A 12,867-nucleotide genomic window follows, 5' to 3' on the forward strand; every position below is an offset into this window, starting at 1 on the left:
CCATGAAGCGACTGGCGGCACTTACCCTGAGCTCGACCCTGGGGCTATTGCCTCAGGTGGCGAGTGCGCAATCCTGTGACTGGCCCGCCTGGGACAGTTACAAGAAGGCCATGATGAGCAGCGACGGGCGCATTATCGATGGCTCGTCGGCGCAAATGATCACCACCTCGGAAGGTCAGAGCTACGGGTTGTTTTTTGCCTTGCTGGGCAACGACAAAAAGAGTTTTGCGAGGATTCTCGAGTGGACCCGCAATAACCTCGCCGGTGGCAGCCTTGAGGCTCATTTACCAGCCTGGCAATGGGGTCTGGCAAAAAACGGCAAGTGGCAGATCCTGGACAGCAACAATGCCAGCGATGCCGACCTGTGGATCGCCTACAGCCTGCTCGAAGCCGGCAGGCTGTGGCAGTGGCCCGAGTATGTCGCGCTTGGGCAGAACATGCTCTGGCGCAGCGCTGCGCAAAGCCTGCGCAAGCTGCCCGGGCTGGGCCTGATGCTATTGCCCGGGGATGTGGGTTTTGACAGCGCCAAGGGATGGCGCCTGAACCCCAGCTATTTGCCACCGCAACTGTTGGCCCGTTTTGCGCGTATATCACCGATCTGGGCCGAACTGGCGAGCAACCAGCAACGCATGCTGATAGAGACTTCGCCCAAAGGCTTTGCCCCGGACTGGCTGCAGTGGAAAGCCGGTGGCGGTTGGGCACCGGACAGCAAGGAGGGTTCGCTGGGGGACTACGATGCCATTCGCGTCTACCTGTGGGTTGGCATGCTGGCCCGGGACGCGGCCGGTCGCCAGCCACTGCAACAACATTTTGCGCCCATGGCCAACCTCACCCAAACCCTGAGCTATGTGCCAGAAAGCGTCAATGCCGTTACCGGCAAATACACCGGCACGGGGCCGGTAGGGTTTTCCGCCGCCATGCTGCCGTTACTGTCCAGCCTGGACTCCCCCGCGCTGGCGGTTCAACAGGAACGGATCAAGCAACAGCCGCCTGCGGCCGATGCCTATTACAACCAGTCACTGCTGCTGTTCGGCCAGGGCTGGGATGAACAACGCTATCGCTTTGACAAGGATGGGCAGCTTTTACCTTCGTGGATCAAAACATGCCAAAAATAACAACGTGGGCGTTCCTGCTCGGTGGGTTGTCCACTGCAGCCATTGCACAGCCGAGCACGGTGCAGGAGCAGCAACAATGGCTGCTGGAGCAGGTTCGGATCGGCGAAGCCATGTACCGCGAAGACCTGGTGCGTGACTCTCTGGCACGGCTGCAATTGATCTCACCCAACAACCCGCAAGCGTTGGTGGCGTCGATACGCCAGGCATTGCTGGAGAAAAACCCGGAGCTGGCCAGGCAGCGTCTGGCCCAGTTGCAAAATGTTGCCCCTGATTCAGCGGCACTGCGTCAGGCCCAGAGCCTGATGAAGCTGCAAGACCCACAAAGCCAGAAAGACCTGCAACAGGCGCGCCTGTTTGCTGCGGCCGGTCGTCCTGAAGAAGCCGTGGCGATTTTCGAGCGACTGTTTGGCAATGCCCCGCCGGATTTTGCCACGGCACTGGAATACCTGCGCATCCGCAGCAATATCCAGGGCCAGCGTGCACAGGTCATCGAGCAACTGCGCAGCCTGGACAAACAGTACCCGGGCAACCCCGGCCTGCGTCAAACCCTGGCCGACCTGTTGTTCCGCGAAGACCGTGCGCCAGAAGCCCTGATCGTCCTGCAGCAACTGGCCAAAGACCCGGTCGCCAGTAATGCTGCGGCTGAGCGTGAATACACCTACCTCAGCACATTGCCGGTGGATCGCACATCGGCACAGGCCTGGCAGGGCTTTATTGCGCGCTATCCAAATTCGCCGCTGATTGGCGAGGCCAATAAAAACCTGCAAAAGCAGCAAAGCCTGCTGAATGACCCGGCATGGACCGCCGGCGCCCAGGGCAAGCAAATGATCGACCAGTCGCGCAACCCGGCAGCCGCCGAAGGCCTGCTGCGCCGCGCTCTCAAACAATACCCGGACGACCCGACCCTTTACGGTGCCCTGGGCATGGCGCAGTTTCGCCAGGGCCGCTATGCCGAAGCCAACAGCAACTTTGCCACCGCTCGCAGCAAAGAACAGGACACATCCAATATCAGCAAGTGGCAAGACCTGATGGACGCCAGCCGCTACCGCATGCTGCTCAGTCAGGGCGACAAGGCCCTTGAACAAAATAACCCGGCAGCGGCGCGCACGGCCTTTACCCAGGCACGCAAGGCCAAGCCCGGCGATGCCGACCCACTCATAGGCCTGGCCAGCGTGGCCCAGGCCGAGCACGACGATATCCAGGCCGAAGCCTTGCTGTTGCAGGCCCGTCGTCTTGAGCCCGGCAATGGCAGTGCGGTGCGTGGGCTGATGCGTCTGTACAGCGCGCAAGACCCGCAAAAGGCCAAGGCTTTCCTTGATCGCCTGCCGCCTGCCAGCCAGAAGGAATTTGCCAGCCTGCGCCAGAGCATCGAACTTGACGAACTGAACCGTCAGGCCGATGCCGCTACCGAGCGCAAGGACTGGCCGCAAGTGGTCGCCTTGCTCAGCAAAATCCGTAACCTCAGCCCCGATGAGCCTTGGGTCACTTATCGTCTGGCCAACGCCCAGCGCGAAATCAACCAGCCGGGCGCCGCTGATGACAGCTTCAAACAGCTGATGACTCGTCAGGGTCGCAACCCTGAAGCGCTTTATGCCTACGCGTTGTACCTATCAAGTACCGAGCGCGATGCCAGTGCCTTGAGCGTTCTGGAACAACTGCCCAAGGCGCAATGGAGCGACTCCATGCGTGAGCTTGATACGCGGCTGCAACGCAATGTACTGGTGGCCCGGGCTGAAAGTCTGCGCGCCGCCGGGCAAGAGCCGCAAGCGATTGCCCTGTTGATGCAGAACTCGGACAACGACGATCTGATGACCATCGCTGGCTGGGCCCAGGAGCGTGGTGACTATGAACAGGCGCAAAACCTCTACAGCCAGGTGCTGAAAAAAGAACCGGGCAACACTGATGCGCGCCTGGGCCAGATCGAAACCCTGATTGCCAGCAAACAGCTGCCTTCGGCTCGTCAGCAACTGACACAGTTTACCCCTGCCCCCGGCACGCCATTGACCCCTTCACAGCAACGTCGGGTAGCCAATGCCTGGGCCGCCGTGGGTGAGCCTGAAAAGGCCCAGGCCATCTATGCCCAATTGTTGCAATCACCGCAGGCTGACCCGCTGATGTATCGCGACGCGGCGCGGCTGATGTCGGCCAGGGAGCCGCAAAAGGCACTGGACTACTATGCCAAAAGCATGGCCGCCGCAGGGCTGATTACCCCTGAGCAAGGCAACCCCCGGGACAATCGCGCCATGACCATGGCCAGTCGTGAAAAGGACGATGACGAGTGGCTGGCCCGTAGCTTGCGCAGTGATGTGGACGAACTCTACCAGCGGCAAAATCCGACAGTTCATCTGTATACCGACTACGGCTGGCGTTCGGACGATGCTTCCGCCGGCACTTCGGACACCGACACCCGAACCACCATCCTGCAACTGGACCTGCCGGTGGCCGATGGCAGCGGTTTTCTGCGCGCAGAACAGTTGAATATGGATGCAGGAAAATTCGATGCCGACCCGGACGGACTCGTGCGCGAGAACTACGGCACCTGTGCTGTGGAGGTCAATCGCAAGGGTACCAATGGCCCTGACTTCTCTGGCTGCGATGACCGCTCGCAATCGGTCAACGGCACGATGATGGCGGCGGGCTGGAAAAACGAGGTGTGGAACATCGATATCGGTCGTACACCGGATAACTTCAAGGTACCCAACTGGCTGGGCGGCGTGGCCTACAGCAGCAAGATCGGCTCACTGGGCTGGACCCTGACCGGTTCACGTCGCCCCCTGAGCAACTCGATCCTGTCCTATGCCGGGGCTACCGATCCCAACACCGGTGTGACCTGGGGCGGCGTCACGTCCAACGGTGTGACCTTGAGCCTGAGCCACGACGAAGGGGGCGTAGACGGTGTATGGGCCAGTTTCGGCCAGCACTGGTTGCGCGGCAAAAACGTCGAAGACAACCACAAGAGCACGGCCATGGCCGGTTATTACTACCGTCTGGTGGAGCGCGCCGACGAACGTTTACGCACCGGTCTGACACTGATGTATTGGGGGTATGACAAGGACTCGAGTGAATACACTCTCGGCCAGGGCGGTTACTACAGCCCGCAGAAGTACTATTCGATTGGTGTGCCGCTGAACTACGCCTTCCGTACCGCCAACTGGTCGGTGGCATTGGAAAGCTCGGTGAGCTGGTCGTATGCGAAAACCGATGCCAATGACCTTTACCCGCTGGACGGACTGAACAGCAAACTGCTGCAGCGGCTCGATGATGCTGGCTACCAGCTTGCCGACGGTCTGGGGCAGACCTCGGGCGGCAGCAGCACTGGCATCGGTTACCGCGTACAGGGGCTGGTAGAGCGCAGGCTGTCGGATCATCTGGTACTGGGCGGCGGAGTGCTCTATCAACACAGCGATGACTATGCCCCGAGCCGGGCGATGCTCTACCTGCGTTATACCTTCGACGTGTGGCAGGGCAACTTGCCGATGCCGGTGCAACCGTTGATTCCGTATGCCGATTTCAGGTAATTGGCAAATCAGTGTGGGAGCGGGCTTGCTCGCGATCGGAGCGACGCGGTTTAACAGATAGACCGCGCCGCCTGCATCGCGAGCAAGACCGCTCCCACAGTGAAAATCAGCGTTTTACCGGCGTGCGCATGGTCACAAACTCTTCAGCAGCCGTCGGGTGTACGCCGATGGTTTCGTCAAAGTGCTGTTTGGTCGCTCCGGCTTTCAAGGCAATCGCCAGTCCCTGCACGATCTCCCCCGCCTCCGGCCCGACCATATGGCAACCGAGCACCTTGTCGGTGTCGGCATCCACCACCAGCTTCATCAACGTACGCTCCTGGCACTCGGTGAGTGTCAGTTTCATCGGGCGAAAGCTGCTTTCGAAAATCTGCACCTTGTGTCCCGCCTCAATGGCCTGTTCTTCACTCAAACCCACCGTGCCGATGTTAGGCAGGCTGAACACAGCCGTCGGGATCATTTGGTAATCCACCGGCCGATATTGCTCGGGCTTGAACAGGCGGCGCGCCACGGCCATGCCTTCGGCCAGCGCCACGGGCGTCAACTGCACGCGACCGATCACATCGCCAATGGCCAGGATCGATGGCTCGGCACTCTGGTACAGATCATCCACTTCGACAAAACCGCGCTTGTCGAGTTTGACCCCGGTGTTCTCCAGGCCCAGGTTATCGAGCATCGGCCGACGGCCCGTGGCGTAGAACACACAATCGGCGATCAGCTCGCGACCGTCCTTGAGTGTGGCTTTGAGGCTGCCATCGGCCTGCTTGTCGATCCGCTCGATATCGGCATTGAACTGTACGTCCATGCCGCGCTTGATCAGTTCTTCGTGCAAGTGCTTGCGCACTGCACCATCAAAACCGCGCAGGAACATCTCGCCACGATAGAGTAAGGACGTTTTCGCACCCAAACCGTGGAAAATCCCCGCAAACTCGACGGCGATATAGCCACCGCCCACCACCAGCACACGCTTGGGCAGCTCTTTGAGGAAGAATGCCTCGTTGGAACTGATTGCATGTTCATGGCCCGGGATGTCGGGAATCTGCGGCCAGCCGCCGGTGGCGATCAGAATATGTTTGGCGGTATGACGCTGACCGTTGATTTCAACTTCATTGGGGCCGGTTATTTTCGCGTGACCTTCGATCAGGGTCACACCGCTGTTGACCAGCAAGTTGCGATAAATACCGTTGAGACGATTGATCTCGCGGTCTTTGTTGGCGATCAGGGTCGCCCAGTCAAAGTCTGCCTCACCCAGGCTCCAGCCAAACCCCGAGGCTTGCTCGAAATCTTCAGCAAAGTGCGCGCCGTACACCAGCAGCTTTTTCGGCACACAGCCAACGTTCACGCAGGTACCGCCCAGATAGCGGCTTTCTGCTACAGCCACTTTTGCGCCAAAACCTGCGGCAAAACGTGCAGCACGCACGCCACCAGAACCCGCACCAATGACAAATAGATCAAATTCGTAGGCCATTTCTCTCTCCTAGGCAGGCCATCAGCATAATCGCTCCTGCGCGATTGACCAGCGCTGGAAGTTGCCGACAGCAAAAAAACGAAAAAGCCACCCGAGGGTGGCTTTCTCTTGAAGCGATCTACAACGGGCCGCTATCAGTAAGCTTTGCCGGTTTTGTAGAAGTTTTCAAAGCAGAAGTTGGTTGCTTCGATGTAGCCTTCGGCGCCACCGCAGTCAAAGCGCTTGCCCTTGAACTTGTAAGCAATCACGCAACCGTTTTGCGCCTGCTTCATCAGCGCGTCGGTGATCTGGATTTCACCGCCTTTGCCCGGTTCGGTCTGTTTGATCAGATCGAAGATATCCGGAGTCAGGATGTAACGGCCGATGATGGCCAGGTTGGAAGGTGCATCTTCCGGAGCTGGTTTTTCAACCATGTTGCGCACGCGGTAGAGGTCGTCACCAATCAGGTCGCCAGCGATCACGCCGTACTTGTTGGTTTCTGCCGGATCAACTTCCTGGATCGCGATAATGGTGCAGCGGTACTGATTGTACAGCTTGACCATTTGTGTCAGGACGCCGTCGCCTTCCAGGTTGACGCACAGGTCGTCTGCCAGAACCACGGCAAAGGGTTCGTCGCCGATCAGCGGGCGGCCAGTCAGAATTGCGTGGCCCAGGCCCTTCATTTCGGTTTGACGGGTGTACGAGAACGAGCATTCGCTCAGCAGGCGGCGGATACCGACCAGGTACTTCTCTTTATCAGTACCCTTGATCTGGTTTTCCAGCTCGTAGCTGATGTCAAAGTGGTCTTCCAGGGCGCGCTTGCCGCGGCCCGTCACGATGGAAATTTCAGTCAAGCCAGCGTCCAGTGCTTCTTCAACCCCGTACTGGATCAGTGGCTTGTTCACCACCGGCAGCATTTCTTTTGGCATGGCCTTGGTCGCTGGCAAAAAGCGAGTGCCGTAACCGGCTGCTGGGAACAAGCATTTCTTGATCATATGAGTCCTTTAAAGGGCTGTACGTTCCAAATTTGGCGCAGTCTAATCAGGCAGCATCGACGTTACAATGCTTCTCGATAGCAAACTGATGCCAACCTAGATAAATATTTAGCCCGTTAGTTCCTTTGCGATTGAATTTGATTGGCACCCATCGTGTTTACCACTACCCGTGATGCCCTTGCGCTATTATCACGCCATTAATCCAGCCAATCAGGCAGCTTTTCGATGTCAGCAACAATCAGCGTTAACGGTTATGAGATCAAACCCGATGAATCGGGCCAATGGTGCGTGTTTGCTGCCTCGGGTGAAAACGTTGCCGGACCATTCAGCTCGCAACAGGCCGCAGCAGAAGTCGCCTCGGTATTTCAGGACCAACCTGAGCCAGCAGCCCGCCGCAGCAAAAAATAACAGCAACTCCACTTATGTGATGGTTACCCGGATGAAGAAAGTTCTGACACTGCTCGCATTGGTGACTCTGGGTGGGTGCGCGACGGCATCCAGCACTTACCTGGCCGATGGCAAACAAGGGTTGAGCATAGACTGTTCTGGCGAGGCCATGTCCTGGGCCAAGTGCTATGAGAAAGCCGAGGCCTCATGTGCCGGTACTGGCTATACCATCATTGCCACGGATGGTTCGCCTGCGCTTGCGCAAAGCGAGAAAACCCTGGGCGCAGATGTAGGTAATTTTAAAAGTCGCACTGTCGTAGTGGCCTGCAAGTAAGGGATACCGCTAAAGCGCATGACTTTAGCGGTAACTGCAATTACCGGGTGCCCTGGCCGACCAAAACGCCATTCACGGTTTGCCCATAAACGTTGACGCCGTCATTGGCATGGAACTTCAACCGGGTTTTTTCCACTGAACCTTCGACCAGTCGAGGGTCCTGTGGCCGTTCGTGGGTGTTGATGTACGCCGCCACATCCCAGGCCTGCTCGTCGCTCAAGCTGTTGGCCTTGCCCAGTGGCATGTTGTGCTTGATAAACGATGCCGCGGTATTGATCCGGTGCATGCCGGCTCCCCAGTTGTAGGAATCCTTGCCCCACAATGGCGGCATCACATAGTCCTCCCCCACCTTTTGCCCCTGCCCGTTGTCACCATGACAAACGGCACATTGGTCCTTGTACAGCGCAGCACCACGGCTCAGGTTGTACCCAGCCTTGGGCTCGGGCACATCGGGATAGCCCCGTCCCGGCAACTCAACCCCCGTAGGAGCCTTGGTCGACAACCAATAGGCATAGGTTGAGAGCGCCGTGATCTCGCGGCTATCGGCAGCCGGTGGCGTACCGCCATTCATGCTGAACTGAAAGCAGCCCTGCAGGCGTTCGGCAAAGGTATTGACCTTGTCGTTTTTCTTGCGGTACGCCGGGTACATGGGGTACGCCCCCCACAGCGGGGCTGAGTTGGCCAGACGCCCCTGATCAAGATGGCAGTTCGTACAGTTAAGGCCATTGCCGACAAACTTCGGGGCCTGGCGTTTGGTGTCAACAAACAGGGCATAGCCGTCCATCACCATTTTGCCGTAGGCGTTGTCGGGCAAATCGCTTTGTTGCGGCGGCTGAAAGTAGGTGATGTTATCGGCAGGTGCAGGCACCTTGATCTGCGACTGGTCTTCCATCGCAATGGGCGCTGCATGGACCGCGCTGCCAAGGAGGAAGGATGCCGCACAGGTTGATATCAGACGCTTCATGGTTTGACCTCCTTGTGCCCTACAGTGCTGAAATAGTCGGCAACCGCCTTGATTTCGTCTTCGCTCATGGCCTTGGCGATATGACCCATCAGGTCATTGGGATCGTTGCGCCGGGTGCCATCGCGCCAGGCATTGAGCTGCGCCGTCAGGTACAGCGCCGGTTGATTGGCCAGGGGCGGGAAGGCACTTCCCACCCCCGCCCCACCCGGGCCATGACAGCTGACGCACTCGGGTATCTGACGCTCCCAGGCGCCGCGCAAGGCCAACTTTTCTCCAGGGCCTGAAGGCATGGTGCTGCGGTTGATGGCAGGCACCGCAGGGGCCGGCATGGCGGCAATGCTGGCGGTGACCGCGGCAATTTCCTGGTCGCTCAGGGCCTTGGCCAGGGGTTGCATCACCGGGCTGACCCGTTTGCCACTTTGAAAGTCGTGCAGTTGCTTGCTCAGGTAATCGGCAGAAAGACCGGCTAATCGCGGAAACCCGGCAGGTGCCAGCCCCATGCCATCCGCACCGTGGCACGCCACGCAGGCCGTGGCACCCGGTTGGGCACCGCCCTGCAGGTAGATGTTGGGGGTCGGTTGTGCCTGGGTATTGCTCACGGCGAGCAGCATGAGGCTGCTCAATAGCGTTCGCTTGAGTGGAATCATGACCAGCTCCATTATTGTTATATGCTTAGGCCTATAAAATATAAGCCTGCAGATCCTAGGAGAATTCTTACCTGGTCACAACACTGCTTCGGATCCAATGGTAAAGCAGGACAAAAAAAACCTGACGTGCGCAAGGCAAACGTCAGGTTGGGGTCTTGCCGCCGGTTGACTGAGATAAGGCGTCAGTCACCGGAAATACAGTGAGTGGCGGCTTTGCGAATATCGCCCGGGCGCACCGGCACATTGGACATGCTTTCGTACACCTTGATACTGCTGCCGCCGGAGCGCTCTTCAATATCAATGACCGCCGTTGGATTGGAGGTCAGCTTTTGCAGGACGATAATCCGAAAACCGTCTTTATGCGGTTCAATCTGAGGTGCCCTGCGTGTGCTGGACAGTTGTTGCACCACACATTGAGCATAGGCGTCGGGCTTCTTGCCCGAAATCACACTCATGGTGGGCAGCGTCTGCTCAATATCGGTAACGGATGCACAGCCACCCAAGGCCAGCAACACCGCTAATACGCCCCACTTCATAGACATTCTCCGTTAAAGACACTACGACAATGGATATGCGGAATTTCTCCCGGGCCATAGTGAATAAATACTCAATAGTGGCGGATTATCCACGTTTTACGTCAAACTCACCCGCATCACGGCATAATACTCGGCTTTAGCCCCCTGATAGGGCTGAAGCACATGCTATCGTGCTGATTATTCAGCAGATTCACGTTTTTGGAGACACCATGAAATTTATTCACCAGCGCGAGCACCTCAACGAAGACGACATCGTCGTCATTGAGTGCTCCCAGCCTTGCAACATCCGCCTGATGAGCGATGCGCACTTCCGCAGTTTTAAAAATGGTGGCCGCCACTCCTACCATGGCGGCGCCTTCAAGGACTTCCCGGCCCGCATCACCGCGCCGAGCACCGGTTTCTGGAACATCACCATCGATACCGTGACCAGCCGTGCCATCAGCGTAACCCGCAAGCCAAGCTTCAAGCCGACCATTAAAATCGTGCGTCGCTCAAGCTCCAAACTTCGCTAAACCCAAAGCAGGAATTACCGTGCAAACCACCAAGTACGTGATCAAGTACAAGCTCAACGGCGAGCGTCGTTTCGAGTTTGCCCAGCTCCAGTCGGGATCGGAACAAGAAGCTCGCGCAGCACTTGAAAAGATCCATGGCGATGCTGACGAAGTAATTACCGACATCAAGGCAAGCAAGGCACTTTAAGCCGTGGACTTGTTTGCCGAGCAGGACCTGCAGCAGCCCGCCCGTGTCGAGCGTATCAGCGACCAGGCGTTTGCGCTTCGCGGGTTTGCCTTGCCCAAGGCCAAGGAGCTGCTGGCAGCCCTTGATAGCGTTCTGCTGCAGGCACCCTTGCGCCAGATGCAGACGCCCGGTGGCTACACCATGTCCGCCCGACTGAGCAGTTGCGGTGCTCTGGGCTGGACCACTGACCGCGATGGTTACCATTACAGTCCGCTCGATCCGCTAAGTGCCCGACCCTGGCCAGCCATGCCCGGCGTCTTCCTGGCGCTGGCTGCAGCGGCGGCCAGCAGCGCAGGCTTTAGCGGTTTTGTCCCTGATTCCTGCTTGATCAATGCCTATGCGCCAGGCGCAAAAATGTCGCTGCATCAGGATAAAAACGAGCGCTCCCATACCGCACCGATTGTTTCCATTTCTCTGGGGCTGCCGGCGATTTTTCAGTTTGGCGGTTTCGAACGAAGTGACCCGACTCAACGAATAGCATTGTTTCACGGCGACATCATGGTCTGGGGCGGCGTTGACCGCCTGCGGTTTCACGGAGTAATGCCCATCAAGCCCGGGCATCACTCACTGTTGGGCGAACAGCGGATCAATATCACCCTGCGTCAGGCAGGCTGAACCGCAGTTACCTGCTTCACTTCCCCCTTTCCTCGCACGCACGCTGACAAAGCGCTGTAAATATTTCTATATAGCGGATATCTTGCCAACGCCTGACACGGCCTAATAAAAACGGAGTTTTGCCATGAATGTTCGTGCCCGCCCCTTTATCCCTGCCGCGCTGGCTGTTCTGATCGGATGTACCGCATTCACTTCGGTCCAGGCCGATGAAGTGCAGGTTGCCGTGGCAGCCAACTTCACGGCGCCAATCCAGGCCATTGCCAGCGACTTTGAAAAAGACACCGGGCACAAGTTGATAGCGGCCTATGGCGCAACAGGCCAGTTCTATACCCAGATCAAGAACGGTGCACCATTCGAAGTGTTTCTGGCCGCAGATGACACCACCCCCGAGAGACTTGAAACAGAAGGCGATACCGTGCCCGGTTCACGCTTCACCTACGCCATTGGCACCCTGGCGCTGTGGTCAGCCAAAGAGGGTTATATCGACGGCACCGACAAAGCGCTGCTGGCCAATCAGTACACGCATCTGTCGATCGCCAACCCCAAAGCCGCGCCCTACGGCCTGGCAGCAACGCAAGTGCTGGCCAAACTGGACCTGACTGACAAGGTCAAGAACAAGATCGTTGAAGGCCAGAACATTACCCAGGCCTACCAGTTCGTTTCCACGGGCAATGCCGAGCTGGGCTTTGTCGCCCTGTCGCAGATCTACAAAAACGGCAAAGTCAGCGACGGCTCGGCCTGGATTGTGCCCGAGGCGATGCACGACCCGATCCGGCAAGATGCCGTTATCCTCAAAAAAGGCGAAAACAACCCTGCTGCCAAGGCCCTTGCCGACTACCTTAAAGGTCCTAAGGCCACCGCCATTATCAAATCCTATGGTTACCACCTGTAAATGCCGCTCACGAGTGCTGACTTCGCAGCCATCTGGCTGACTCTGCAACTGGCGTCGCTGACCACCCTCATTTTGTTGCTGGTCGGCACTCCCATCGCCCTGTGGTTAGCGCACACCCGCTCGCGGTTGCGCGGCCCCATCGGGGCGATTGTGGCCCTGCCACTGGTTTTACCGCCCACTGTCATAGGTTTCTATCTGCTGCTGGCGATGGGGCCCAATGGTTATGTTGGCCAGCTCACCCAGTACCTGGGTCTGGGCACACTGACTTTCAGTTTCGCCGGGCTGGTGATCGGTTCGGTGATCTACTCCATGCCCTTTGTCGTGCAGCCTTTGCAGAATGCATTTACGGCCATTGGCCCTAGACCGCTTGAAGTCGCCGCGACTCTGCGGGCCAACCCGTGGGATACCTTCTTCAGCGTCATTGTGCCTCTGGCCCGACCCGGCTTTATAACGGCCTCTATTTTAGGGTTTGCCCATACGGTCGGTGAGTTTGGCGTGGTACTGATGATCGGCGGCAATATCCCGGAAAAAACCCGTGTGGTGTCGGTGCAGATCTACGACCATGTCGAGGCTCTGGAGTATGCTCAAGCACACTGGCTGGCAGGGGCGATGGTGGTGTTTTCCTTTCTGGTGCTGCTGGCGTTGTATTCAAGCCGCAAATCCCAAACCGGCTGGAGCTGAA

The 12,867-nt window shown here is 58.0% G+C and carries 14 protein-coding genes; 9 read left to right on the forward strand and 5 right to left on the reverse strand.

Annotation, left to right across the window (positions count from 1 at the left end; genetic code table 11):
* The first annotated feature begins 2 nt into the window (after window positions 1–2).
* A complete protein-coding gene (gene bcsZ / locus ACP7BE_RS04400) occupies window positions 3–1,115 on the forward strand; it encodes a cellulose synthase complex periplasmic endoglucanase BcsZ (RefSeq protein ID WP_426105352.1) in 1,113 nt (370 codons plus the stop codon).
* A complete protein-coding gene (bcsC, locus tag ACP7BE_RS04405) occupies window positions 1,103–4,633 on the forward strand; it encodes a cellulose synthase complex outer membrane protein BcsC (protein WP_426104897.1) in 3,531 nt (1,176 codons plus the stop codon). The genes bcsZ and bcsC overlap by 13 nt, the downstream gene beginning before the upstream one ends.
* 106 nt (window positions 4,634–4,739) lie before the next feature.
* Here the strand turns inward: bcsC and gorA are convergent, their stop codons facing one another.
* Together gorA and galU are read right to left on the reverse strand one after the other, a co-directional pair.
* Window positions 4,740–6,098, reverse strand: a complete 1,359-nt coding sequence (gene gorA / locus ACP7BE_RS04410) for a glutathione-disulfide reductase (RefSeq protein WP_095000188.1) — start codon at window positions 6,096–6,098, stop codon at window positions 4,740–4,742.
* Window positions 6,099–6,232: 134 nt separating this feature from the next.
* Complete coding sequence (gene galU / locus ACP7BE_RS04415) at window positions 6,233–7,072, reverse strand: UTP--glucose-1-phosphate uridylyltransferase GalU (protein ID WP_016780941.1); 840 nt, start codon at window positions 7,070–7,072, stop codon at window positions 6,233–6,235.
* A 225-nt stretch (window positions 7,073–7,297) separates the two neighbouring features.
* On the opposite strand from galU, the gene ACP7BE_RS04420 reads away from it, so the two are divergent.
* Both ACP7BE_RS04420 and ACP7BE_RS04425 read left to right on the forward strand, forming a co-directional pair.
* Window positions 7,298–7,480 (forward strand): hypothetical protein, encoded by a 183-nt coding sequence (locus tag ACP7BE_RS04420; RefSeq protein WP_095000187.1) that lies wholly within the window; start codon window positions 7,298–7,300, stop codon window positions 7,478–7,480.
* A gap of 31 nt (window positions 7,481–7,511) precedes the next feature.
* Window positions 7,512–7,793, forward strand: coding sequence for a hypothetical protein (locus tag ACP7BE_RS04425; protein ID WP_095000186.1), 282 nt, complete (start codon window positions 7,512–7,514; stop codon window positions 7,791–7,793).
* Between the two features lie 40 nt (window positions 7,794–7,833).
* On the opposite strand, the gene ACP7BE_RS04430 is transcribed toward ACP7BE_RS04425, so the two are convergent.
* The 3 genes from ACP7BE_RS04430 to ACP7BE_RS04440 all read right to left on the reverse strand — a co-directional run bounded on the left by ACP7BE_RS04430 (window position 7,834) and on the right by ACP7BE_RS04440 (window position 9,940).
* Window positions 7,834–8,757, reverse strand: a complete 924-nt coding sequence (locus ACP7BE_RS04430; RefSeq protein WP_095000185.1) for a c-type cytochrome — start codon at window positions 8,755–8,757, stop codon at window positions 7,834–7,836.
* On the reverse strand, window positions 8,754–9,404 hold the full coding sequence (locus ACP7BE_RS04435; protein ID WP_426104901.1) for a c-type cytochrome: 651 nt from the start codon (window positions 9,402–9,404) through the stop codon (window positions 8,754–8,756). Before ACP7BE_RS04435 ends, ACP7BE_RS04430 begins: the two co-directional genes overlap by 4 nt.
* Before the next feature lie 182 nt (window positions 9,405–9,586).
* Window positions 9,587–9,940: a hypothetical protein gene (locus tag ACP7BE_RS04440; protein ID WP_426104903.1), complete on the reverse strand. Its 354-nt coding sequence runs from the start codon at window positions 9,938–9,940 to the stop codon at window positions 9,587–9,589.
* A 209-nt stretch (window positions 9,941–10,149) separates the two neighbouring features.
* On the opposite strand from ACP7BE_RS04440, the gene ACP7BE_RS04445 reads away from it, so the two are divergent.
* The 5 genes from ACP7BE_RS04445 to modB all read left to right on the forward strand — a co-directional run bounded on the left by ACP7BE_RS04445 (window position 10,150) and on the right by modB (window position 12,866).
* Complete coding sequence (locus tag ACP7BE_RS04445) at window positions 10,150–10,452, forward strand: DUF1883 domain-containing protein (protein WP_048379727.1); 303 nt, start codon at window positions 10,150–10,152, stop codon at window positions 10,450–10,452.
* 19 nt (window positions 10,453–10,471) lie between these two features.
* Window positions 10,472–10,639: a hypothetical protein gene (locus ACP7BE_RS04450; protein ID WP_095000182.1), complete on the forward strand. Its 168-nt coding sequence runs from the start codon at window positions 10,472–10,474 to the stop codon at window positions 10,637–10,639.
* A 3-nt stretch (window positions 10,640–10,642) separates the two neighbouring features.
* Window positions 10,643–11,293 carry a DNA oxidative demethylase AlkB gene (gene alkB, locus ACP7BE_RS04455; RefSeq protein ID WP_426104906.1) on the forward strand — a complete coding sequence of 217 codons (651 nt, stop codon included), beginning with the start codon at window positions 10,643–10,645 and terminating at the stop codon, window positions 11,291–11,293.
* Window positions 11,294–11,417: 124 nt separating this feature from the next.
* Window positions 11,418–12,185 carry a molybdate ABC transporter substrate-binding protein gene (modA, locus tag ACP7BE_RS04460; protein ID WP_095000180.1) on the forward strand — a complete coding sequence of 256 codons (768 nt, stop codon included), beginning with the start codon at window positions 11,418–11,420 and terminating at the stop codon, window positions 12,183–12,185.
* Window positions 12,186–12,866 carry a molybdate ABC transporter permease subunit gene (gene modB, locus ACP7BE_RS04465; RefSeq protein WP_095000179.1) on the forward strand — a complete coding sequence of 227 codons (681 nt, stop codon included), beginning with the start codon at window positions 12,186–12,188 and terminating at the stop codon, window positions 12,864–12,866.
* Window position 12,867: the final 1 nt, after the last annotated feature.

The organism is Pseudomonas sp. TWR1-1-3 (assembly GCF_049896805.1).
Taxonomy (GTDB): Bacteria; Pseudomonadota; Gammaproteobacteria; order Pseudomonadales; family Pseudomonadaceae; genus Aquipseudomonas; species Aquipseudomonas bubulae.

Coding starts and splice junctions, on each gene's coding strand:
- galU (WP_016780941.1), bottom strand. CDS start 7,072: ATGATCAAGAAATGCTTGTTCCCAGCAGCCGGTTACGGCACTCGCTTT.
- gorA (WP_095000188.1), bottom strand. CDS start 6,098: ATGGCCTACGAATTTGATCTATTTGTCATTGGTGCGGGTTCTGGTGGC.
- ACP7BE_RS04445 (WP_048379727.1), top strand. CDS start 10,150: ATGAAATTTATTCACCAGCGCGAGCACCTCAACGAAGACGACATCGTC.
- ACP7BE_RS04425 (WP_095000186.1), top strand. CDS start 7,512: ATGAAGAAAGTTCTGACACTGCTCGCATTGGTGACTCTGGGTGGGTGC.
- bcsC (WP_426104897.1), top strand. CDS start 1,103: ATGCCAAAAATAACAACGTGGGCGTTCCTGCTCGGTGGGTTGTCCACT.
- ACP7BE_RS04440 (WP_426104903.1), bottom strand. CDS start 9,940: ATGAAGTGGGGCGTATTAGCGGTGTTGCTGGCCTTGGGTGGCTGTGCA.
- modA (WP_095000180.1), top strand. CDS start 11,418: ATGAATGTTCGTGCCCGCCCCTTTATCCCTGCCGCGCTGGCTGTTCTG.
- ACP7BE_RS04420 (WP_095000187.1), top strand. CDS start 7,298: ATGTCAGCAACAATCAGCGTTAACGGTTATGAGATCAAACCCGATGAA.
- modB (WP_095000179.1), top strand. CDS start 12,186: ATGCCGCTCACGAGTGCTGACTTCGCAGCCATCTGGCTGACTCTGCAA.
- bcsZ (WP_426105352.1), top strand. CDS start 3: ATGAAGCGACTGGCGGCACTTACCCTGAGCTCGACCCTGGGGCTATTG.
- ACP7BE_RS04430 (WP_095000185.1), bottom strand. CDS start 8,757: ATGAAGCGTCTGATATCAACCTGTGCGGCATCCTTCCTCCTTGGCAGC.
- ACP7BE_RS04435 (WP_426104901.1), bottom strand. CDS start 9,404: ATGATTCCACTCAAGCGAACGCTATTGAGCAGCCTCATGCTGCTCGCC.